Genomic DNA, 20,370 nt, shown 5'->3' with positions numbered 1-20,370 from the left:
GAGACAGAAACATGCAGGCATTCACCACCCACAAGGGAATCGTCGCGCCTCTTGACCGCTCGAACGTGGACACCGACGCGATTATCCCGAAGCAATACCTCAAGTCGGTCAAGCGCACCGGCTTTGGGCCGACGGCGTTCGACGACTGGCGTTACCTCGACCCGGGTGAGCCGGGCATGGATCACAGCCAGCGGCGCAAGAATCCGGACTTCGTCCTCAACCAGGAGCCGTTCGATCGTGCCACCATCCTCTTGGCGCGCGAGAATTTCGGCTGCGGCTCGTCGCGGGAACACGCCGTCTGGGCACTGACCGACTTCGGCTTTCGCGCCGTGATCGCCCCGTCGTTTGCCGACATCTTCTTCAACAACAGCTTCAAGAATGGCCTGTTGCCCATTGCTTTGAAAGAAGAAGAGGTCGGGGCGATCTTCAAGTCGGTTGAGGCGAACCCGGGCCTGGAGCTCGAAATCGACCTGCCGAACCAGGTGGTCAAGGCCCCGGACGGTGCCACCTACGAGTTCGAGATCGACAGTTTCCGCAAGCACTGTCTGATCGAGGGGCTCGACGACATCGCGCTGACCCTGGAGCACGCCGACAAGATCAAGTCCTACGAGACGGCGCAGATGGAAAAGACACCGTGGCTGTTCAACGACATGCGTGGCAACGTCGGCGGCTGAATAGCAAACAACAGACTGAAGATAAGGAAACCCAACACCGTGAGCCAGAAGAACATTCTCGTCCTGCCGGGTGACGGCATCGGCCCGGAGATCACCGAGCAGGCGGTCAATGTACTCAAGGCCGTCGTGGCCGGCAGCGACCTGGAACTGTCGTTCACCGACGGGCTGATCGGCGGTGCCGCCTACGATGTGACAGGCGAACCGTTCCCCGAGATTACCCGCCAACAGGCCGAGAAGGCCGACGCGGTACTGCTGGGCGCCGTCGGCAGCCCGCAATACGACGAGCTCGACCGCCCGCTCCGCCCGGAGCGCGGCCTGCTGGCAATCCGAAAGACGATGGGGCTGTTCGCCAACCTGCGTCCGGCGATGCTGTACAGCGCCCTGGCGGATGCCTCGTCGCTCAAGCCCGAGGTGGTCGCGGGGCTGGACATCCTGATCGTGCGTGAGCTGACCGGCGGGGTGTACTTCGGTCAGCCGCGCGGCATCCGCGAAGTCGACGGCCAGCGCGAAGGCTTCAACACCATGCATTACAACGAGGCCGAGATCGAACGCATTGGTCGTGTCGCCTTCGAGGCGGCACAGAAGCGAAACAAGCGCCTGTGCTCGGTCGACAAGGCCAACGTGCTGGAGACCTCCGAACTGTGGCGAGAGGTGATGAACCGCCTGTCCGCCGAATACCCGGACGTCGAGCTGTCGCACATGTACGTCGACAATGCCGCCATGCAGCTCGTGCGCGCACCCAAGCAGTTTGACGTGATGGTCACCGAGAACCTGTTCGGCGACATCCTCTCCGACCAGGCCTCGATGCTGACCGGTTCGATCGGCATGCTGCCCTCAGCATCACTCAACGAGACAGGGCAGGGCCTGTATGAGCCCAGCCACGGTTCGGCGCCGGATATCGCCGGACAGGGCGTGGCGAACCCGATGGCCACGATTCTTTCTGCGGCCATGCTGCTGCGCTATTCCTTCGGTCGAGGTGACCTGGCCGAGCGGATCGAAAACGCCTGCGTCGCCGTGCTCGATCAGGGGCTGCGCACGCCGGACATCATGCAGGAAGGCATGACACAGGTATCCACCAGCGACCTGGGCCAGGCCGTCGTCGACGCCCTGAACGCCTGAGTGACGGATGGATCTCTTCGTGCGCCCGACGTGATGCGCTAGGCTAGATTCATCGTGTCAGATTCAGGGTCGGCAGCCGAACGCATGCCGCCGACCCGCAAACGCTTTCATCAGACTTCCAATCGCAAGGAGAAATCTTCATGAGCAAGACGGTCGACGTTGCTGTCGTCGGTGCCACGGGTGCCGTTGGCGAGACCATGCTGTCCATCCTGGCCGAGCGCAATTTCCCGGTCGGCAAGGTGTACGCACTGGCATCCGAACGCTCTGCCGGCAAGAAGATTGCGTTCGGCAACTCCTTCGTCACGGTCGAGGACCTGGCGACATTCGATTTCTCCAAGGTCCAGGTGGGCCTGTTCTCGCCGGGTGGCTCGATTTCGCGCGAATACGCACCGAAGGCCGCCGCGGCCGGCTGCGTAGTGATCGATAACACCTCCGAGTTCCGCTACGACGATGACGTGCCGCTGATCGTCCCGGAGGTCAACGCCCACGCGATCGCCGGCTACACCCAGCGCAACATCATCGCCAACCCGAACTGCTCGACCATCCAGATGCTGGTGGCGCTCAAGCCGATCTACGACGCGGTCGGAATCGAACGCATCAACGTCGCCACCTACCAGGCCGTTTCCGGCTCGGGCAAGGAGGCGATCGAGGAGCTGGCCACGCAGAGCGCCCGCAAGCTCAACGGTCAGGATGCCGATGCCGTGGTCTATCCGAAGCAGATCGCGTTCAACGCGCTGCCGCAGATCGACGTCTTCCAGGACAACGGCTACACCAAGGAAGAGATGAAGATGGTCTGGGAGACCCAGAAGATCTTCGAAGACACGTCCATCCTCGTAAACCCGACGGCGGTCCGCGTGCCGGTGTTCTTCGGCCATTCCGAAGCCGTCCACATCGAGACCCGCGACAAGATCACCGCCGAGCAGGCCTGGGAGCTGTTCAAGAACGCGAAAGGCATCGAAGTGCTCGATACCCGTCGTGATGGTGGCTACCCGACGGCCGTCACGGAAGGGGCAGGCCACGATCCGGTCTACGTGGGTCGCATCCGCGAAGACATCTCGCACGACCGTGGCCTCAACCTGTGGGTGGTTGCCGACAACGTGCGCAAGGGTGCGGCGCTCAACAGCGTTCAGATCGCCGAGTGCCTGGTGCGCGACTATCTCTGATCTGTGGCACAATCGGGCTCGAAATGGGGCTAACGGAAGGCGCCGGAACGTCAGTCGGGCATTGAGGCCCGGCCCACCGGCACGAGCAAGGAGTGAGTGACATGCGGAAGTTGAGTTTGGTGATTGCGGGGATTCTGGGCGCCGGGACCCCGTTGATCAGCCAGGCCGCCACCCTGGGCGAGGCCCGGGTGCAGTCGTACTTGAGTCAACCCCTCGATGTGCGAGTGCCGCTGGCGCGCTCCAGCGACGAGCCACTCGACGAGATCACCGTGAAGTTGGCCCCGCCCTCGTTCTACCGAGAGGCGGGTGTCCCGCTGGAAAACATCACGGGCAATCTCACGTTCCGCATCGAGTCGGACCGGGGCCAGGACTACGTCCTGATTGGCTCCAAGCGTCCGATTCGTGACCCCATCCTGAGCATCTTGCTTGAGATCGATTCCCCGCAGGGGCGGATGATCCGCGAGTACAACCTGCTGCTCGATCCGCCATCGATGGGCTCGGGCCAGCAAGCGCAAGCCGGCGAAGCGACCGCAGCCAACCAGGCGGCGGCCGCTGTCTCCGCGCCCCGATCCCCCTCGCGCTCGTCGCCTGGCACCTCCGCCTGGCAACGCGTCGAACCGGCCCAGGACGTTTCCCTCGACGGAACGCGTGACGTCCAAAGCGGCGACACGCTTTACGAAATCGCCCGCGACTACGTCGCCGACGGGGCCGATGTTCGTCCCATGATGCAGGCGATCATTGATGCCAATCCGCAGGCATTCGCCAACGGCAACGGCAATGCCTTGATGGCCGGGGCGCGCCTTCGGGTACCGGACAGCGGTGCGTCGGCCACCGGCAGCGACCAAGCCGAGACCGATGGCTCAGGGTCGGATACGGCAACCGCGATCGAGCGACTGCCGGCGCTGGAACTCCTGGGACCGGAAGCAGGGGGCGAGCAAACCGCCGCTGCTCCCGCCAACCTGGGCGGCTTTGGTGACCTCACCCGCGAGCAACCACTCGCCGCGATCGCCGACGGCACGCAGCCATCGGCCACCCAGCAGACCGATCGAGAGGCCGCGCTGGATCAGGAAGAGGTCGAGTCGGTTCGCGCGGAGAACGAGGCACTGACCGATCAGCTTCGGGCTCTCAAGGATCAGATCGATACGGTCAAGGTCGCCGTTGACGAGCGGGATGCACAGATCGCCGAATTGCAGGATGTCATCGAACAGTCCCGCGCCGAGCTGGCAGCCGCCGAGCGCTCGGCCGGTAATTTCTGGATGGAGTGGGGCAAGTACCTGACCGGCGCATTGGGACTGGTGATCATCGCCTTGCTGATTGCACTCGCGCTGCGTCGCAATCGTCGCGACGAGGAAGCGGGCGTCCCGATGCCGGTCACCGCCGATGCCTCGAGCAAGCGATCGGTTGATCACGAGCCGATCGTCGAACCAGCGCCGACAAGCACTGCTGCATCGACCGTGGCCGGTCCCGCCGCGGCAGCCACCGCGGCATCCGGGATGGCTTACGCGGAGTCGGAAAGCACGCGGCAGGAATCGACGTCCGAGCCGGCCAGTGGAACGCCCGCACCGGCCAGTGGCATGGACGATCCGATGAACCCGGAAATGGCGCTGGAAGAGGCGCGAGTGCTCGAGTCGTTCAATCTGACTCACCAGGCGGTGGAACTGCTGCAGGACAGCCTCGCCGAGCATCCGGGGCACAGCGGCCTTCAGGCGGCACTGAACCGCCTCAAGGGCATCGATGCCGGCGAGAGTGCCGACGGATCACAGCCGCAGGACGACGCGTTCACACCGATGGCCGAGACGGACGAGTCCGATGCCTCGTCGGATGCGACCACGGCTGCAGACGACGTATCAGTGGCGTCGGATGCGGCGGGCGATCAGGAGGCCAACCAGCCACAAGCGCCTGCCGATGCCGACTGGGACGATGATCTCGACGACATGCTCGCCACGCCCGAGCCGGACACCAGCGCGGTGGAAGACGAGTCGATGGAATTCGACGATTCCTTCGCGCTGGAGACCCCGGTCAGGGAGGCGCCGGCAGACCACGCGAAGGAATCCGGCGAGCTCGAATTGCCGGAAAACGAAGCACCCGTGGCCAGCGTTGAAACACCGGACAGCGAGGCGGGCGAGCCCGAGCCGCTCGATCTGGATCTCTCGGGTTACGAGCCGGCAGGGGAACCCGACCGTCCAGAAGCGTCGTCCGATCAGGACGAGGGCATGGACCTGGATCTGGGCGAGACTCCGGCGGCTGACGAGCCGGTCGAGTCAGAGGCGGCATCCGAGGCCACGGCCAAGGAAGCCTCATCGGCTGGCGACGATGAAGCCAACATCGACACCAGGGTGGAATTGGCCGAGGCTTTCCTTGATGTGGGTGACCGGGAGAGCTTTGACATGATCGAAGCCGAGCTGCAGGAAGAGGGCGCCACGGCTGCTCTCAAGCGGCTTGAGGAGTTGAAGAAACGTTCGGCGGGCTGATCTCCCGCGGGCGACTCATGCCGCCAGAAAAGCGAAGGCCCACCGACGTCGGTGGGCCTTTTTGTTATTGTCGGGAGCCGGGCTTGGCTCCGTAAACAGATCGGCGCACGGGGCCTGTCGAAATCGGCCAATGATGATCAAACCAGCGCGCAGGCCGAGAAACGAAAAAGACCGGCGACTCGTAGAGCCACCGGCCTTCATCTCGGTCTTGCAATTTGGTGCCCAGGAGAGGACTCGAACCTCCACGGATCTCTCCACTAGTACCTGAAACTAGCGCGTCTACCAGTTCCGCCACCTGGGCAACGCGGCGCATATTAGGAATCCTGAGAGGGGCTGTCAACAGTGACTGCAAAAAAAACGCCGAACTTGATCTTGCGGGCGGTCGAGCCCGAAGGCCGTCGAGCATTGGGCGATGACGACAAGCGATTGATTGCATGTGAGAAGCCGTATCCCGACGCACCCAGGTTGACGGTTTTCCTGACCTCGAACGAATGCCGAACCAAGTCGGACAATGCGCGCACGACGGAGGTTAGCCTTGGCGACTTGATTGCACAGGCGGCCACCGAGGATGATGCCGTGATCGAATTGATCGTCGAGATGGATGAGTGGACGAAAGCGATCTCGCCATATCTCGCCGCACTGCGTGACCGGTTGAATCACCCACTGATCGTCCATACGGGTGACGGGCATCGAGTGGGTGGTTCGGTTGACCAGCAGATGGTATCGCTGGGGTTTACCCGACAGATGGCAGACGAGCCGATCTACCTGTTCGACATTGAAACCTACAAGCGGACCCCGGATTGGTTGAATGCCCGCCACTGGGCCAACCCGGAGCTATGGGACAAGTATCGGTGGTGAAAAGGCGAGCTTAGGCTCCGTCCACATCCTATTTAACATAATATATATTCTACGAATCCATGGCTCAGGCGAGACGTGACGTTTCCTGGTCGGGATGCGTGGCTCCTCAACCTTCGCCCCGTCACGCAGCCGCCATGCCCACGGGTACTTGCACTACAATGGTCGCCAGTTGGTCGGAATTCTCTTCGGACCGAATGAATCCACCGTTTCGACAGGCCCGCCATGCGACCGATCCCGTCCGCTGCATTGTTCCTCGGAATGAATCTGGCCTTGCTCGGGTCCGGCTGTTCCGTTAGCCCGGCCAACGAGCCCGCGGCTGACTTGAACACGAGCGCCACCGAATCCGGCGCAACCGCGAGTGAATTGGAGTCGTCTGACCAGAGTCCGATTTACAACGTCCTGGCCGGCGAATTCTACGGCCGGCACAAGAATTATGATCAGGCCGCCACCCACTACGCGGCGGTGGCTCAGGAAAGCAACGATCCGGCCCTGCTGGAGCGTGCCATTCAGGCTGCCATCTTTGCCGATCGGTTCGATCTGGCCCAGACCCTGGCCGAACAGTTGCGCGAGCTCTCGCCGGGAAATGCCCGCGCCGCGGCCGTGATGATGATCTCCTCGCTTGAGCTCGGCGAAACCGAACAGGCGGACCGGGCGCTTAATCAGTGGCTGGAATCCGATTCCGGCAACGTCGAGAAGATCTTCAACGAAACGGGCCAGTACCTGCAGAAGAGTCTCGATCGCGAACGCGCCGTGGCCTATACGCACCATCTGGCCGAGCGTTTTCCCCAGCAATACGAGGCCCAGGTAGTGGTCGCCAAACTCGCACTGACCTTTGGCGAGATGACGCTGGCGCGCGAGGCCGCCAATCGGGCGATGGCCCTGCGTCCCGACGAGACCATGGCCTACGACCTGGCAATGGTCATCGCCAATCGTGACGGTGACGTGGGAGAGGCGATCCGGGTACTCGAAAAGGCCCACAATCGATTCCCCGACCAGGGGCGTTACACCAGCGGACTGATCGAGGCACGATTGGCGGCCGGAAGCGGGGATGCCGCCGTCGCGCTGCTCGAGCGCAGCCTGGAGACCCGATCGAACGACGCCGAGCTGTTGCGCAACCTGTCGCTGTTCGCCTTTCGCCTGGATCGTCCCGATCTGGCCGAACAGGCATTGAGCCGGCTTGAACGCCTGCCCGGCCAGTCGGATGTGGTCCATCTGATCCGGGGCCGTGTCGCGCTGCAGGAGGCCGATCTGGAGAGTGCGGAATCTGCCCTGTCACAGGTAAGCGCGCGCAGCGAGCATTACGCCAATGCCCAGGTGCTGCTGGCCGGAGCCCGGGTCACTCAGGGCCAGGGGGATGCCGCGGTCCGTGGGCTGGAAACCGCCCTGCTCTCGGACGAGATCGACGAGGCCGACCAACAGCAACTGATGCTGGCGCTCGCCTCGACGCTGGCGGAAATCGGCCAGTTCGAGGAAAGCCTCCAGACCGCCGACCAGGCCCTCGATGCCTGGCCGGATGCCAACGACTTCCGTCTGCAAAAGGCCATGACGTTGTTTGCCCTCGATGAATCCGGCTCGGCAATCAGCGTGCTGCGCGAGATCGTCGAGCGCGACCCGGAGCATGCCCAGGCACTCAATGCGCTGGGCTACACATTGGCTGATGAAAATCGCAATCTCGACGAGGCAGAGAGCCTGATCACTCGCGCCCTGCATATCGATCCGGACAACGCGGCGTACCTCGACAGCCTGGGTTGGCTCAAATACCGCCAGGGCGAGCTAGAGTCGGCGCTCAAGGTGTTGAAAAATGCGTACCGCCGTGCCCCCAACGCCGAAATCGGTGCGCATCTCGGCGAGGTCCTGTGGGCCGATGGCCAACGCGAGCAGGCACTCGAGGTTTGGCAGGAAGCGCTGGAGATCGATGCCGGTGACAGCGTCCTGCTTGAAACCCTGCGCAAGTTCGCCCCCGAACTGCTACCGGCAAACGGTCAACCCTGAGTCGACTGCCCACCCGCCCTAAAAACCGATTCCATCGTTCTTCATGCCAGTCATCGCCCCTTCCGCCGCCTTACGACGCCTTGCCGCGCTGTTCGTTGTCACCGCCCTGCTTTCCGGCTGTGCGTCACTTCTTGGCACACAACCGACCGAGCCGGCCAGCGAAGCGCAACTGGCGGCCTGGGGGTCGCATGCAAGTCAACTTGAATCGATGACTGACTGGTCATTCGACGGACGCGCCGCGGTCCGATCAGGCGTCACCGGCGGCAGCGTTCAGCTCGAGTGGACACAAGTCGGCACGGTGACCTCGCTCGACCTGAGCGGTCCCTTCGACACCGGGCGACTGGCCATGACCGGGACGCCAGGCCACATGCTGCTGACCGACGGCAAAGGCAACCGGCGTGTCACCGACGACCCCGAGGCACTCTTCGAGGAACAGACCGGCTGGCGAATTCCCCTGGCCACACTGCCCCGCTGGGTGCGAGGGTTGCCGAGCGACTCCCTGGATGCATTGTCCGCAGGCGACTACCAGCTCGACAATCAGGGTCGCCTCGCTGCCTTCACCGACGAAGGTTGGGAGGTGGAATATGCCCGCTATCAGGCGGTCGGGCGCTTCACCCTGCCCCATTTCGTCGAGCTGAACAACGACGGCATGCGCATCCGCATCGTGGTGGATTCATGGGATACCGGGCAGTCACGTTGACGACCCACGCCCCCCATATCGAGCCCGCCGCCGAGGCGCACTGGCTCCGGGCCGGCTGCAAGCTCAATCTCTATCTCCACATCAACGCCCGCCGGGCGGACGGCTATCACGAGCTCCAGACCTTCTTCGAATTGCTGGAGTACGGGGACGAACTGCGAGTCGACACCGATCACGATGACATCCGGATCGACTGGGTCGCCGGCGACGAGCCCATCACGGGACAACCCACCGCCCCCCAGGAGGATCTGCTCTACCGGGCGGCCATCCGGTTGCGCGAGCAAGCCCGTGACGATCGACGCGGCGATCAGACTACGCCCCACGGTGCGCACGTCACGCTGAGAAAACATGTTCCGGTCGGCGGTGGCCTGGGTGGTGGTTCCGCCGCTGCCGCCCGTCTCTTGCGTGTGCTCAACCGGGCGTGGGGGCTGGATTATCCCATCGACACCCTCGCCCGAATCGGCAAGGAGCTGGGCGCGGACGTGCCGGTCTTCGTTCATGGTCACAGCGCCACGGCACATGGCATCGGTGAGCAATTGCATCCCGATGTGGCGCATGACACCAGCGGGATCTACCTGGTGCTGGTGCCACGCCTCTCATCACCGACCGCAGCCCTGTTTGCCAGTGAGCGATTGGAGCGCAGCCTGCCCAAGCAACCGGATGCCGAGCTGCTCGATCGATGGCGAGACAAGGGGCAAAACGTGTTCGAACCACGAGTACTCGAGCAACACCCGGAACTGGCCGCCCTACTCTCCGACCTGAAGACCGAAGCGGGATTTGCCCGCATGACCGGCTCGGGGGCGTGCCTGTTCGCCCCGGTTGCCTCCGAACGTGACGGCCAGCGGATCGGTGATCGTTTGGCATCGAGGCACGAGATCCTGCGACGGTATTTCGTGTCCTCGCGGGTCGACCACGCCAAATCAGTGCGTTAGATCGCCAACCAAGCGAAAAGGGAAAAAAACCGCCACCAGCCCTTGGCAAACCCGGATCGCTTGGTTAAGATGCGCACCTCTTTCGAATGGGCCGTCGCCAAGTTGGTTAAGGCACCGGATTTTGATTCCGGCATTCGCAGGTTCGAATCCTGCCGGCCCAGCCAAATAACCGGCGAGACCGATGTCACTAACACGCTCCTTGATGGTCTTCACGGGCAACGCGAATCGGCCATTGGCCGAACGGGTTGCGGAAAGCCTGGACAGCCAACTCGGACAGGCATCGGTAGCGCACTTCTCGGACGGCGAATCCGCCGTCGAGCTCCTGGAAAACGTCCGCGGTCGCGACATCTTCGTCATCCAGCCGACCTGCGATCCGACGAACGAACACGTCATGGAGCTCATGCTGATGACCGACGCGCTGCGTCGGGCCTCGGCTCACCGCATCACCGCGGTCGTCCCCTACTTCGGCTACTCCCGCCAGGATCGTCGCGTCCGCTCTTCTCGCGTGCCGATCAGCGCGAAGGTCGTGGCCAACATGCTGCAAAGCGGCGGTGTGGATCGCATCCTGACGGTCGACCTGCACGCCGACCAGATCCAGGGCTTCTTCGACATCCCGGTGGATAACGTCTACGCCTCACCCATCCTCCTGGGTGACATCTGGCGGCAGAAATACGAAGACCTGATTGTGGTTTCCCCCGACGTCGGCGGCGTGGTGCGTGCCCGGGCCGTTGCCAAGCGCCTAGATGATGCGGATCTTGCCATCATCGACAAGCGCCGTCCGCGGGCCAACGTCTCGCAGGTGATGCACATCATCGGCGAGGTCAAGGGCAAGACCTGTGTGCTGGTGGACGACATGGTCGATACCGCCGGCACGCTTTGCAAGGCAGCCGATGCCCTGAAGAAGCACGGTGCCCGCAAGGTGGTCGCCTACTCCACCCACGCCATCCTGTCGGGCAATGCGATCAAGAACATCGAGACCTCGTCCCTCGACGAGCTGGTGGTGACCGACACCGTACCGCTCAAGCCCGAGGCCGAGGCCTGCGAGCGCATCCGCGTCCTCTCGGTCGCGGGCATGCTCGCCGAGACGATTCGTCGCATTCACACCGACGAGTCGGTCAGCTCGCTCTATAACGACGACTGACGACGCAAGCCGCCCTCGCCCTTCCTTACGAAGGGCTTTCCCTGTACAATTCGCGCGCCACTCGAAACGTATCGGGTGGCGCGCGTCGGTTGTGGCTTGGTCGCGGGCCGCAGCCGTACATCAGACGCCGGGAGCCGGACAATCGTCGCCCCGGCGGTTTTTATTTCTGGAGTGGACCCAATCATGTCTCAAGAAACTTTCAAGATTGAAGCGTCCGTTCGCGATGACCTGGGGAAGGGTGCGAGCCGCCGCCTGCGTCGCGAAGGGAACATCCCGGCAATCGTCTACGGTGGCAAGAAGCCGCCGGTCTCGCTGACCATCAATCACAACGAGCTCCTGAAGCACCTCGACCACGAGGCGTTCTTCTCGCATATCCTCGAGCTCAATGTCGGCGGCGAGACCGACGAGGTGGTCCTGCGTGACCTGCATCGCCACCCGTACAAGACCACCGTCGTGCTGCACGCTGACTTCCAGCGCATCACCCGGGGTCAGAAGATGCGCATGCACGTCCCGCTGCACTTCGAGAACCGCGAAGAGAGCAAGGGCGCAAAGGCCGGTGGCGTAATCAGCGTTATCCACAACGAGATCGAGATCGAGTGTCTGCCGCGCCAGCTGCCGGAATACCTGACCATCGATTTGGCCGATCTGGACGTCAACGAGGCCATCCATCTGTCCGAGATCAAGCTGCCGGAAGGCATCGCTATCCCGGAGCTCGCGCTGGGTGAAGGGCACGACGTCGCTGTCGTCGCGATCCACCCGCCGAAGGTGGAGAAGGAGCCGGAAGAGGAAGAGCAACAGGCCGAGGCCGGTGGCGAGGAAGAGAAAGGCGACGAAGAAGCCTGATCCTCCCTGCCTTGATGCTCGACCGACCCCGATCGATTGATCGGGGTTTTTTCGTTTCCGCTCCGCAAGGGCGGCGACCAGCTATGCGATAATCCGCGCCCATGAGTATCAAGCTGATCGTGGGGCTGGGTAACCCCGGGCAGAAGTACGACACCACCCGACATAATGCCGGTTTCTGGGCCGTGGACGCCATTGCTGCCACCCTCGGCGGCCAATGGGCCGAGGAGCGCAAGTTCAAGGGGGCGGTGACCCGCGTAATGGTCGACGGGGTCGACCTGAGGCTGCTGCGTCCCGACACCTTCATGAACCGCTCGGGCCAGTCCGTTGGGCCATTGGCGCAATTCTTCAAGATTGCCCCCGAAGAGATCCTGGTGATCCACGACGAGCTCGACCTGCCACCCGGCCGGATGCGCCTGAAGTGCGGTGGCGGCCACGGCGGTCACAATGGCCTCAAGGATATCCAGGCCGCGCTCGGCAGCGCCGACTTCTGGCGCCTGCGCATCGGCGTGGGACACCCGGGGCATCGGGATGCGGTGGTCGGGTATGTCCTCACCAACCCGCCGCCGGATGAGCGCCGTCTGATCGAGGACGTCGTCATCGAGGTTCGCCACCTCGCCCCGAAGCTCGTGCAGGCCGACGACTCGGCCCTGATGCAGGCGATCAACAGCTATCGCCCGTCTGCCTGAAACGGACGGACGCCCCAACAAACCGTTGGCCGCCCTCCCCGGCCACTTTCTGACACTGAATCAACGGAGTCCCTATGGGTTTCAACTGTGGCATCGTGGGCCTGCCCAACGTCGGCAAGTCCACCCTGTTCAATGCATTGACCAAGGCCGGCATTCAAGCGGCCAACTACCCCTTCTGCACCATCGAGCCGAACGTCGGTGTCGTCGCCGTCCCGGATCCGCGCATGGACACGCTGGCCGAGATCGTCAAGCCCGAGCGGGTCATTCCGACCAGCATGGAGTTCGTCGACATCGCCGGGCTGGTGGCTGGCGCCTCCAAGGGCGAAGGTCTGGGCAACCAGTTCCTCGCCAACATCCGCGAGACCGATGCGATCGTGCAGGTCGTGCGCTGCTTCGCCAATGACGACGTGATCCACGTGGCCGGCAAGGTCGACCCGGCTGCCGACATCGAGGTGATCAATACCGAACTGGCGCTCGCCGATCTCGACACCGTGCAAAAGGCCATCGATCGGCTGACCAAGCAGGCCAAGTCCGGTCAGAACAAGGATGCCGCGGCCAAGCTCGAGCTGGTCAAGGAAGTGGCCGAGGTCCTCGACCAGGGGCATTCGGTCCGCAGCATGAAACTCGATGCCGAAAAGCGCGCCCTGTTGCACGACCTGCACCTGCTTACCAGCAAGCCGCTGATGTTCATTGCCAACGTCGACGAGAACGGCTTCGAGAACAACCCGTACCTCGACCAGGTACGCGATCTTGCCTCACGTGAGGACGCCACGGTGGTGCCGGTGTGCGCGACCACCGAGGCCGAACTGATCGACCTTGAGGGTGACGACAAGGCGATGTTCCTGGACGAAATGGGACTCGAGGAGCCCGGGCTCGACCGCGTGATTCGCGCGGGCTACGAGTTGCTCGGCCTGCAAACCTATTTCACCGCCGGGGTAAAGGAAGTGCGTGCCTGGACCATCAAGCGTGGCATGACCGCGCCGCAGGCCGCCGGTGTGATCCACACCGACTTCGAGAAGGGCTTTATCCGCGCCGAGGTGGTCGCCTACGACGATTTCGTCGCCTGTGGCGGCGAACAAGGGGCGAAGGAAGCCGGAAAATGGCGACTGGAAGGCAAGGATTACGTCATGCACGAAGGGGATGTCGTGCACTTCCGCTTTAACGTGTAATCATGCCCTCAATTGGCCGTGAAAAGGCGCGCGGACAGGGTTGACAAGCCGTCGGGGAATCCCGATAATGCGCGCCTCGCTTGGCTATGTAGCTCAGCTGGTTAGAGCACGGCACTCATAATGCCGGAGTCGGTGGTTCGAATCCACCCATAGCCACCAGTACCGATTTCACCTCATGGTGGAATCACGAAACCCCCGCCATCTGGCGGGGGTTTTTCGTTTCTCGTGCCCAAATAGGCTCACCCAAATAGGCTCACATAGGCGCCCGCCCCGGCCGATCGCCACGCCAATAGCCTGGCCATAGCCCGACCCGTTATGACCCGCTCGGGTCGACGACCGGCGGGTTCATTCGGGTCCGGATACCGTCCCGGAACGCAGCCGGGCTTGCCGCCAGGCGACCAAGGCCAGGACGATCAGCATCAGCCCCAGCACCGGCCACGCACCAACGTAGACCAGTGGCGTGTTCCCTTCACGTGGCTTCAGTTCCGCCGTCAGCACACCCCGCTGACCTGTGCCCAGGGTTTGCTCCACCCGTCCGGTTGTGTCGATGATCGCGGAGATGCCCGTGTTGGTGGCCCGTACCAGGGGGCGGCGAAACTCGATCGCTCGCGCCCGCGCCATCTGGAGGTGCTGATGCGGCGAGAAGCTCTCACCGAACCACGAATCATTGGACACCGTCACGAGGATGTCCGCGCTCGGCATGGTCGCGCGGATGTCGCGCGAGAAATCCGCCTCAAAACAGATCGAGGCGCCCAATGTCAGCTCGCCGACCCGCAATGGGGGCTGATCGGCCCTGCCCGGGCTCAGATCCGACATCGGCACCTGGAAGAGCCATGGCATGCGCTCGATCAGCCCGCGCAGCGGAAAGTACTCACCGAAGGGCACCAGGTGGCGCTTGCGGTATTCGCCGACCGACTCGGGAAAGCCGAGCAGCGAGTTGTAATAGCGCCCGGCCGAATCACGCGAGAACGTGCCGACCAGCAAGGAGAACTGACGCTCGCGCGCAAGCGCCTCCAGGCCGGCGCGCACCTCGGGGAGGTCATCGATCACTCGCGGGATGGCGGTTTCCGGCCAGAGAACGAGGTCGACGTCGGGCAAGGAGTCCGTCAGTTCCCGGTAGACCGTCAGCGTGCGTTGGAAGAATTCCGGGTCGAACTTCTGCATCTGCGTGATGTTGCCCTGCACCACGCCCACGGTCAGCGACTGCCCCGTCGGCTCGGACCATTCGAGGGAACGAAGCGGCAACGAGGCGAGCAGGACCAGGAGCAGTATCCCGGCCGGGCCCAGCCAGTGACGCCAATCGGGCCCATGTACCCACACCCGGCTGCTCACACGCCAGAGGACCACGGCGAGCGCGAGCAGGATCGCGGTGACCCCGTATTCGCCGATCATGGGCAGCCAACCCACCAATGGACCGTCCACCTGGCTGATGCCGAGGTTGAGCCAGGGAAAGCCGCCGAAAAGCCAGGCGCGCAACGCCTCGATCAGCACCCAGCTTGCCACGAACGCCGCCGCCCGGCTGGGCCAGTCGGCTCGCGGCGTGATGCGCACGGCCGCCCAAGCGGCGACCGCCGGGTAGACGGCCAGCCCCATGACGAACAGCGCGGTCACCATGAAGGCCAGCGGCGCGATGATGCCGCCAAACAAGGTGAAACTCTCGTAGACCCAGCTGACGCCCAGGCCGAATTGCCCCAGCCCGAACCACCAGCCCAGCCGAAAGGCTCGGCCGGGACCAGATCGACGGATCAGGGCAAACAGGATGGCCGGCGCGATAATCGCGGCCGGCCAGAATGCGAATGGAGCGAACGCGAGCACCAGGGTGGCGCCCGCAAGCAGAGCGAGCAGACTGCCGCCCCACCCGTTCAGCCTGCCCATCACCCGGTGACCGGCGACAGGGGAATCGATGCTTTTGGAATCAGCTCTCTTCGGCTGGCGAGCCATCCGTTTCCTCACTCGGTTCAAAATCGAGCTTGGTCACCAGCAGCAAGTGGAGCCGGCGACGATCGGCACCCAGCACCTTGAACTCGTATTCGCCCAGACGCGCGACTTCGCCGCGGCGCGGCAGGTGCCCCAACGTGTTGGACACCAGTCCGCCGATGGTGTCGTACTCGTCGTCGGAAAAGTCGGTGTCAAAGACTTCGTTGAATTCCCCGATCGGCGTCAGGGCACGGACCGTGTGTCGGCGCGGCGCCTGTTGACGAATATTGACCCGTTCCTCGACATCGAACTCGTCGTCGATGTCACCGACGATTTCTTCGAGCACGTCCTCGATGGTGACCAGACCGGCCACGCCCCCGAACTCGTCGAGCACGATGGCCATGTGCGTGCGCGTCAGGCGGAATTCGGCCAGCAGCGCGTCCAGCCGCTTGCTCTCGGGCACGAACATCGGGGTGCGTACCAGGTCGAGCAGATCGAACGTCGATTCGCCACCGGGCTGCTGGGAATTGGCGTAGAAACGAAGCAGTTCCTTGACCAGCAGGATCCCGATCACCTCGTCACGGTTGCTGCGGATCACCGGATAACGGGAATGCCCGGTCTCGATCGCCGAGGAGAGCAATTCCGGCAGCGTCGTGCCCTCCTCGATCACGTCCATCTGGCCACGCGGGACCATCACGTCACGGACACGCAGGTCATGGAAATCGAGCACCGAATCGATCAGGCCGCCGGTGGACACCGGAAAGACCTCGGATTCGGTCGCCTGGCGTACCAGGGACTTCATCTCGTCGATCGACCGGATTTCGCAAGGACAAATGCGTTGCTTGATGCGCTGCAACATGGACCCGCGCGGCGAGTCCGTACTAGGAGGTTCGTCTTCCATGGGGCTCTTTTTGAGAAGGAGTGAAGTTAAGGGAAAATCAACGAGATCGGTTCAACGGGCGACGTGGTTTCTCAGGTCGCGACGGTTGCGATTTCAGGCATAGGGATCGGGGTAACCCAACGAGCCGAGCACGCGAATCTCGATCGATTCCATTTGCTCGGCCTCCTCGTCGGTGAGGTGATCATAGCCCAACAGGTGCAAAATCCCATGTACCGCCATGTGGGCGTGATGGGCGCGCCGACTCTTGCCCTGCTCGGCCGCCTCGCGCTCCACGATCGCCGGGCAGATGACGAGATCGCCCAGGTATGGTCGATCGGATCCCGGCAACGTGATCAATTCGTCCGGATCCTCCGCGGCGGGAAACGACAGGACATTGGTCGGCCGGTCCTTGTGGCGAAACTGCGCGTTGAGCGAGCGGCTTTCCTCGGGCTCGACATACCGAACCGTCACCTCGCCCACCCCGGGTCCTCGCGAACCCAGCTCATCGAGGGTGCTAGCAACCCATTGCGCGAGCGTCTCACGCGACGGACAGCGCGCCCCGCAGGCCCGCTGCCGGTCGATCGAAACGGTACCGTTCAATCCGTCGCCCGTCCCCGGCTCTCGTAGGCGTCGATGATGCGCTTGACCAGCGGGTGGCGCACCACATCGCGACTCTGGAAGAACGTGAACTGAACGCCCTCGACGTCGCTGAGCATGTCGATGGCGTGACGCAGGCCCGAGGTGACCCCCTTGGGCAGGTCGACCTGGGTGATGTCGCCAGTGACCACCGCGGAGGTGCCGAAGCCGATCCGCGTCAGGAACATCTTCATCTGCTCGATGCTGGTGTTCTGCGCCTCGTCGAGGATGACGAACGATTCGTTGAGCGTGCGCCCGCGCATGAAGGCCAGCGGGGCGACCTCAATCACGTTGCGCTCGATCAGGCGGTTGACCTTGTCGAAGCCCATCATCTCGTAGAGGGCGTCGTACATGGGCCGCAGGTACGGGTCGATCTTCTGGGCGAGATCCCCGGGCAGGAAACCCAGCTTCTCGCCCGCCTCGACCGCCGGGCGGACCAGCACGATCCGCTGGACCTGGCCGCGCTCGAAGGCGTCGATGGCACTGGCGACGGCCAGGTAGGTCTTGCCGGTTCCCGCCGGGCCGATGCCGAAGTTGAGATCCGACTCGCGGATCGCCTTGAGGTACTGCACCTGGCGATTGCCCCGTCCGCGGACAATGCCGCGCAAGGTCTTGATCATCACCTCGTCACCCGGTGGCGGAGGCGCCTCTTCCATGCCGGCTTCCTGCATCCCGAGGTTGACCCGCTCGGGGTCGATCACCTGGCTCTCGCTGAGCTTGTAGAGATCGGCGAGCAGGGTCTCCACCTGGCCGGCCACGGCGGCCGGACCGATGACGGCAAACAGATTGCCGCGGTGATTGATCTCCACCCCGAGCCGGCGCTCGATCATGCGCAGGTGCTCGTCGAACGTGCCGGCCAGGTTGGCCAGCCGTTCGTTGTCGGTCGGCTCCAGGGCGAATTCAAGCCGTTCGGCTTGTGTCTCGGTCATTACGCTGCCACCAGGTTGCGGGCCTTGGCCCGCTCACGGTCTGTCGGATGAATATCGATGAACTCGCCGCGCAGGGAGTTCGGGTTGACCTGGGTGATCTCCAGATCCACGAACAGCCCCACCAGGCCCGGGCGGCCGCGGAAGATCACGCTGCGATTGTTCTCGGTCTTGCCCATCAACTCGTTGGGGTCCTTCTTCGACGGTCCCTGCACCAGCACCGTCTGCGTCGTGCCGAGCATGGCGCGGGAGATCTCCTGCTCGAACTCGGTAATGCGCGACTGCAACCGCTTGAGACGCGCCTTCTTGATTTCCTCGGGCTGGTCGTCCGGCAGGTTGGATGCCGGCGTGCCCGGGCGGGCGCTGTAGACAAACGAGAAGGAGTGATCGAAGCCGATGTCCTCGATCAGCTTCATGGTCTGCTCGAAATCCCGGTCGGTCTCGCCGGGGAAGCCGATGATGAAGTCCGAGGAGATCGAGATGCCCGGGCGCGCCTGACGCAACTTGCGGATCTTGGACTTGTATTCCATCGCGGTGTGGCCGCGCTTCATCAGCGCCAGCACCCGATCGGAGCCCGATTGCACCGGCAGGTGGAGGAAGCTCGCCAGCTCCGGCACATTGCGGTAGGCCTCGACCAGGCGATCGGTGAACTCCACCGGGTGGGAGGTGGTGAATCGGATGCGATCGATACCGTCGACCTGGGCAATCACCTCGATCAACAGCGCGAGATCGGCGATCTGCCCGTCATGCATCGGGCCCTGGTAGGCGTTGACGTTCTGGCCCAGCAGATTGACCTCGCGCACGCCCTGCTCGGCCAGGTCGGCGACTTCGGCCACGACGTCGTCGAACGGCCGCGAGATCTCCTCGCCCCGGGTGTAGGGCACCACGCAGAAGGTGCAGTACTTCGAGCAGCCTTCCATGATCGAGACGAACGCCACCGGGCCGTCGGCGCGCGGGTCCGGCAGGTTGTCGAACTTCTCGATCTCCGGGAAGGAGATGTCGACCACCGGCTTTCGCTCGGCCTCGACCACCGCCACCATCTCCGGCAGTCGGTGCAGTGTCTGCGGACCAAAAACGATATCGACGAACGGCGCGCGCTCACGCAGCGCCTCGCCTTCCTGACTCGCGACACAACCACCCACGCCGATAATCAGGTCCGGGTTCTTTTCCTTGAGCGGGCGCCACTGGCCCAGCTGGGAGAAGACCTTCTCTTGTGCCTTTTCGCGGATCGAGCAGGTGTTGAGCAGGATCACATCGGCCTCGGCCGGGTCGGCAACCGGCTCAAAGCCGCGCGAGACGCCCAGCACGTCGGCCATCTTGGCCGAATCGTACTCGTTCATCTGGCAGCCCCAGGTCTTGATGTAGAGCCGCTTGCCGGCGCCGTCGGTGGGCACGGATGTCTTGTCGGTGGCTGTCGTCGTCACGTGAACGAATTCCTCGTCATTCCGGCGTTGGGAAAGGGGGCGAAAGATAGCAGAAATCGCCGTCAAATCGAAGCCGGGACAAAGGCTTAAGCCCGATAACGACGACATTCAGGAGATGCCGTGGCGCGCTTGACCACACGGCTTGATTAAACCGTACCGTTTTAGTACTTTTAACGGACTTATCCGGTTGCCGGTGGCGCACTCCCGTGCCGCCGGCAATCGGGGGCATCGGACCGCTACCCGCGGAGGCAGGCATGTTGAAGATCAGCCGACTGAGCGATTACGCCATCGTGCTACTGACGGCATTGGCCGGTGATCCGCGCGAAAAACCCAGCGAACAGCGCGCCAACGCCCGGGCTCTGGCCGAGCGTACCGGCATCAGCATGCCGACGGTGGGGAAGCTGCTCAAGTTGCTCAACGGCGAGGGCATCGTGCAGTCCCGTCAGGGGCGAAGCGGCGGCTACTTTCTTGCCCGGCCGGCCGAGAAGATCACGCTCGCCGAAATCATCGAGGCCATTGACGGCCCGATCGCGATGACCGACTGCTTTCGCCCCGATCACGATTGCTCGATGCAGGGCGATTGCGCCGTTCGCCCCCACTGGGAGGCGATCAACCGCGGCGTACACGCCCTGTTGGACGCCACCACGCTGGCCGACATGACGCGGCCGGTAAAAGAGAGCGCGATCACGACGCAGGTGCCCGTGTGGTACGAGCGGTCGCGCGGCGGCGAGGTGAAGGACCCCGACGCCCAAGCCGGCGCTCACTCCCGGGCCGGCGCCTCCTGAAGGGATTCCCGACACGAACACCGCCGGGCGGCGCGACCGACCGGCCATCAGCCTTCG

At 63.5% G+C, this 20,370-nt stretch carries 18 protein-coding genes and 3 tRNA genes; 15 read left to right on the top strand and 6 right to left on the bottom strand.

Annotated elements, in window-relative coordinates; genetic code table 11:
- The first annotated feature begins 11 nt into the window (after window positions 1–11).
- From leuD to SR882_RS06525, 4 genes are all read left to right on the top strand, one after another.
- Window positions 12–674: a 3-isopropylmalate dehydratase small subunit gene (leuD, locus tag SR882_RS06540; RefSeq protein WP_322520453.1), complete on the top strand. Its 663-nt coding sequence runs from the start codon at window positions 12–14 to the stop codon at window positions 672–674.
- Window positions 675–737: 63 nt separating this feature from the next.
- Window positions 738–1,793 carry a 3-isopropylmalate dehydrogenase gene (gene leuB / locus SR882_RS06535; protein WP_322522396.1) on the top strand — a complete coding sequence of 352 codons (1,056 nt, stop codon included), beginning with the start codon at window positions 738–740 and terminating at the stop codon, window positions 1,791–1,793.
- Between the two features lie 140 nt (window positions 1,794–1,933).
- Window positions 1,934–2,956, top strand: coding sequence for an aspartate-semialdehyde dehydrogenase (locus SR882_RS06530; RefSeq protein ID WP_322520452.1), 1,023 nt, complete (start codon window positions 1,934–1,936; stop codon window positions 2,954–2,956).
- A 101-nt stretch (window positions 2,957–3,057) separates the two neighbouring features.
- Window positions 3,058–5,427 carry a FimV/HubP family polar landmark protein gene (locus tag SR882_RS06525; RefSeq protein WP_322520451.1) on the top strand — a complete coding sequence of 790 codons (2,370 nt, stop codon included), beginning with the start codon at window positions 3,058–3,060 and terminating at the stop codon, window positions 5,425–5,427.
- A 216-nt stretch (window positions 5,428–5,643) separates the two neighbouring features.
- On the opposite strand, the gene SR882_RS06520 is transcribed toward SR882_RS06525, so the two are convergent.
- A tRNA-Leu gene (locus SR882_RS06520) sits at window positions 5,644–5,728 on the bottom strand.
- A 41-nt stretch (window positions 5,729–5,769) separates the two neighbouring features.
- Here SR882_RS06520 and SR882_RS06515 point away from each other — a divergent pair.
- The 10 genes from SR882_RS06515 to SR882_RS06470 all read left to right on the top strand — a co-directional run bounded on the left by SR882_RS06515 (window position 5,770) and on the right by SR882_RS06470 (window position 13,904).
- On the top strand, window positions 5,770–6,285 hold the full coding sequence (locus SR882_RS06515) for a DUF6231 family protein (RefSeq protein WP_322520450.1): 516 nt from the start codon (window positions 5,770–5,772) through the stop codon (window positions 6,283–6,285).
- Window positions 6,286–6,606: 321 nt separating this feature from the next.
- Complete coding sequence (locus SR882_RS06510) at window positions 6,607–8,277, top strand: tetratricopeptide repeat protein (protein ID WP_322520449.1); 1,671 nt, start codon at window positions 6,607–6,609, stop codon at window positions 8,275–8,277.
- A 43-nt stretch (window positions 8,278–8,320) separates the two neighbouring features.
- A complete protein-coding gene (gene lolB, locus SR882_RS06505) occupies window positions 8,321–8,977 on the top strand; it encodes a lipoprotein insertase outer membrane protein LolB (protein WP_322520448.1) in 657 nt (218 codons plus the stop codon).
- Window positions 8,953–9,906 carry a 4-(cytidine 5'-diphospho)-2-C-methyl-D-erythritol kinase gene (ispE, locus tag SR882_RS06500; protein WP_322520447.1) on the top strand — a complete coding sequence of 318 codons (954 nt, stop codon included), beginning with the start codon at window positions 8,953–8,955 and terminating at the stop codon, window positions 9,904–9,906. Before lolB ends, ispE begins: the two co-directional genes overlap by 25 nt.
- An 87-nt stretch (window positions 9,907–9,993) precedes the next feature.
- Window positions 9,994–10,070 (top strand) — tRNA-Gln (locus tag SR882_RS06495).
- A gap of 17 nt (window positions 10,071–10,087) precedes the next feature.
- Window positions 10,088–11,047: a ribose-phosphate diphosphokinase gene (locus SR882_RS06490; RefSeq protein ID WP_322520446.1), complete on the top strand. Its 960-nt coding sequence runs from the start codon at window positions 10,088–10,090 to the stop codon at window positions 11,045–11,047.
- Window positions 11,048–11,230: 183 nt separating this feature from the next.
- The gene (locus SR882_RS06485; RefSeq protein WP_322520445.1) at window positions 11,231–11,890 is read left to right on the top strand and encodes a 50S ribosomal protein L25/general stress protein Ctc; all 660 of its coding nucleotides are present in this window, start codon (window positions 11,231–11,233) and stop codon (window positions 11,888–11,890) included.
- A gap of 101 nt (window positions 11,891–11,991) precedes the next feature.
- Window positions 11,992–12,576 (top strand): aminoacyl-tRNA hydrolase, encoded by a 585-nt coding sequence (pth, locus tag SR882_RS06480; protein ID WP_322520444.1) that lies wholly within the window; start codon window positions 11,992–11,994, stop codon window positions 12,574–12,576.
- Window positions 12,577–12,650: 74 nt separating this feature from the next.
- The gene (ychF, locus tag SR882_RS06475) at window positions 12,651–13,745 is read left to right on the top strand and encodes a redox-regulated ATPase YchF (protein ID WP_322520443.1); all 1,095 of its coding nucleotides are present in this window, start codon (window positions 12,651–12,653) and stop codon (window positions 13,743–13,745) included.
- A gap of 82 nt (window positions 13,746–13,827) precedes the next feature.
- A tRNA-Met gene (locus tag SR882_RS06470) sits at window positions 13,828–13,904 on the top strand.
- A gap of 186 nt (window positions 13,905–14,090) precedes the next feature.
- Here SR882_RS06470 and lnt read toward each other — a convergent pair.
- The 5 genes from lnt to miaB all read right to left on the bottom strand — a co-directional run bounded on the left by lnt (window position 14,091) and on the right by miaB (window position 19,528).
- Window positions 14,091–15,620, bottom strand: a complete 1,530-nt coding sequence (gene lnt, locus SR882_RS06465) for an apolipoprotein N-acyltransferase (protein ID WP_322520442.1) — start codon at window positions 15,618–15,620, stop codon at window positions 14,091–14,093.
- Between the two features lie 40 nt (window positions 15,621–15,660).
- Window positions 15,661–16,464 (bottom strand): HlyC/CorC family transporter, encoded by an 804-nt coding sequence (locus SR882_RS06460; RefSeq protein WP_322520441.1) that lies wholly within the window; start codon window positions 16,462–16,464, stop codon window positions 15,661–15,663.
- 192 nt (window positions 16,465–16,656) lie between these two features.
- Window positions 16,657–17,142, bottom strand: coding sequence for an rRNA maturation RNase YbeY (ybeY, locus tag SR882_RS06455; protein WP_322520440.1), 486 nt, complete (start codon window positions 17,140–17,142; stop codon window positions 16,657–16,659).
- Window positions 17,139–18,107 carry a PhoH family protein gene (locus tag SR882_RS06450; RefSeq protein ID WP_322520439.1) on the bottom strand — a complete coding sequence of 323 codons (969 nt, stop codon included), beginning with the start codon at window positions 18,105–18,107 and terminating at the stop codon, window positions 17,139–17,141. Before SR882_RS06450 ends, ybeY begins: the two co-directional genes overlap by 4 nt.
- Window positions 18,107–19,528 carry a tRNA (N6-isopentenyl adenosine(37)-C2)-methylthiotransferase MiaB gene (gene miaB / locus SR882_RS06445; RefSeq protein ID WP_322520438.1) on the bottom strand — a complete coding sequence of 474 codons (1,422 nt, stop codon included), beginning with the start codon at window positions 19,526–19,528 and terminating at the stop codon, window positions 18,107–18,109. The genes SR882_RS06450 and miaB overlap by 1 nt, the downstream gene beginning before the upstream one ends.
- Before the next feature lie 254 nt (window positions 19,529–19,782).
- On the opposite strand from miaB, the gene SR882_RS06440 reads away from it, so the two are divergent.
- Window positions 19,783–20,313, top strand: a complete 531-nt coding sequence (locus tag SR882_RS06440) for an SUF system Fe-S cluster assembly regulator (RefSeq protein WP_322520437.1) — start codon at window positions 19,783–19,785, stop codon at window positions 20,311–20,313.
- Window positions 20,314–20,370: the final 57 nt, after the last annotated feature.

The organism is Guyparkeria halophila (assembly GCF_034479635.1).
Lineage (GTDB): Bacteria > Pseudomonadota > Gammaproteobacteria > Halothiobacillales > Halothiobacillaceae > Guyparkeria > Guyparkeria halophila.
The sequence above is the reverse complement of the archived record's forward strand: the minus strand, read 5'-3'. Positions and strand labels throughout refer to the sequence as shown.

Excerpts from the sequence above, each read along its gene's own strand:
- SR882_RS06525 (WP_322520451.1), top strand. The coding sequence starts at position 3,058 with ATGCGGAAGTTGAGTTTGGTGATTGCGGGGATTCTGGGCGCCGGGACC.
- ychF (WP_322520443.1), top strand. The coding sequence starts at position 12,651 with ATGGGTTTCAACTGTGGCATCGTGGGCCTGCCCAACGTCGGCAAGTCC.
- SR882_RS06490 (WP_322520446.1), top strand. The coding sequence starts at position 10,088 with ATGTCACTAACACGCTCCTTGATGGTCTTCACGGGCAACGCGAATCGG.
- SR882_RS06530 (WP_322520452.1), top strand. The coding sequence starts at position 1,934 with ATGAGCAAGACGGTCGACGTTGCTGTCGTCGGTGCCACGGGTGCCGTT.
- SR882_RS06460 (WP_322520441.1), bottom strand. The coding sequence starts at position 16,464 with ATGAAGTCCCTGGTACGCCAGGCGACCGAATCCGAGGTCTTTCCGGTG.
- pth (WP_322520444.1), top strand. The coding sequence starts at position 11,992 with ATGAGTATCAAGCTGATCGTGGGGCTGGGTAACCCCGGGCAGAAGTAC.
- SR882_RS06485 (WP_322520445.1), top strand. The coding sequence starts at position 11,231 with ATGTCTCAAGAAACTTTCAAGATTGAAGCGTCCGTTCGCGATGACCTG.
- ispE (WP_322520447.1), top strand. The coding sequence starts at position 8,953 with ATGGGATACCGGGCAGTCACGTTGACGACCCACGCCCCCCATATCGAG.
- SR882_RS06450 (WP_322520439.1), bottom strand. The coding sequence starts at position 18,107 with ATGACCGAGACACAAGCCGAACGGCTTGAATTCGCCCTGGAGCCGACC.
- leuD (WP_322520453.1), top strand. The coding sequence starts at position 12 with ATGCAGGCATTCACCACCCACAAGGGAATCGTCGCGCCTCTTGACCGC.
- lnt (WP_322520442.1), bottom strand. The coding sequence starts at position 15,620 with ATGGGCAGGCTGAACGGGTGGGGCGGCAGTCTGCTCGCTCTGCTTGCG.
- SR882_RS06440 (WP_322520437.1), top strand. The coding sequence starts at position 19,783 with ATGTTGAAGATCAGCCGACTGAGCGATTACGCCATCGTGCTACTGACG.
- lolB (WP_322520448.1), top strand. The coding sequence starts at position 8,321 with ATGCCAGTCATCGCCCCTTCCGCCGCCTTACGACGCCTTGCCGCGCTG.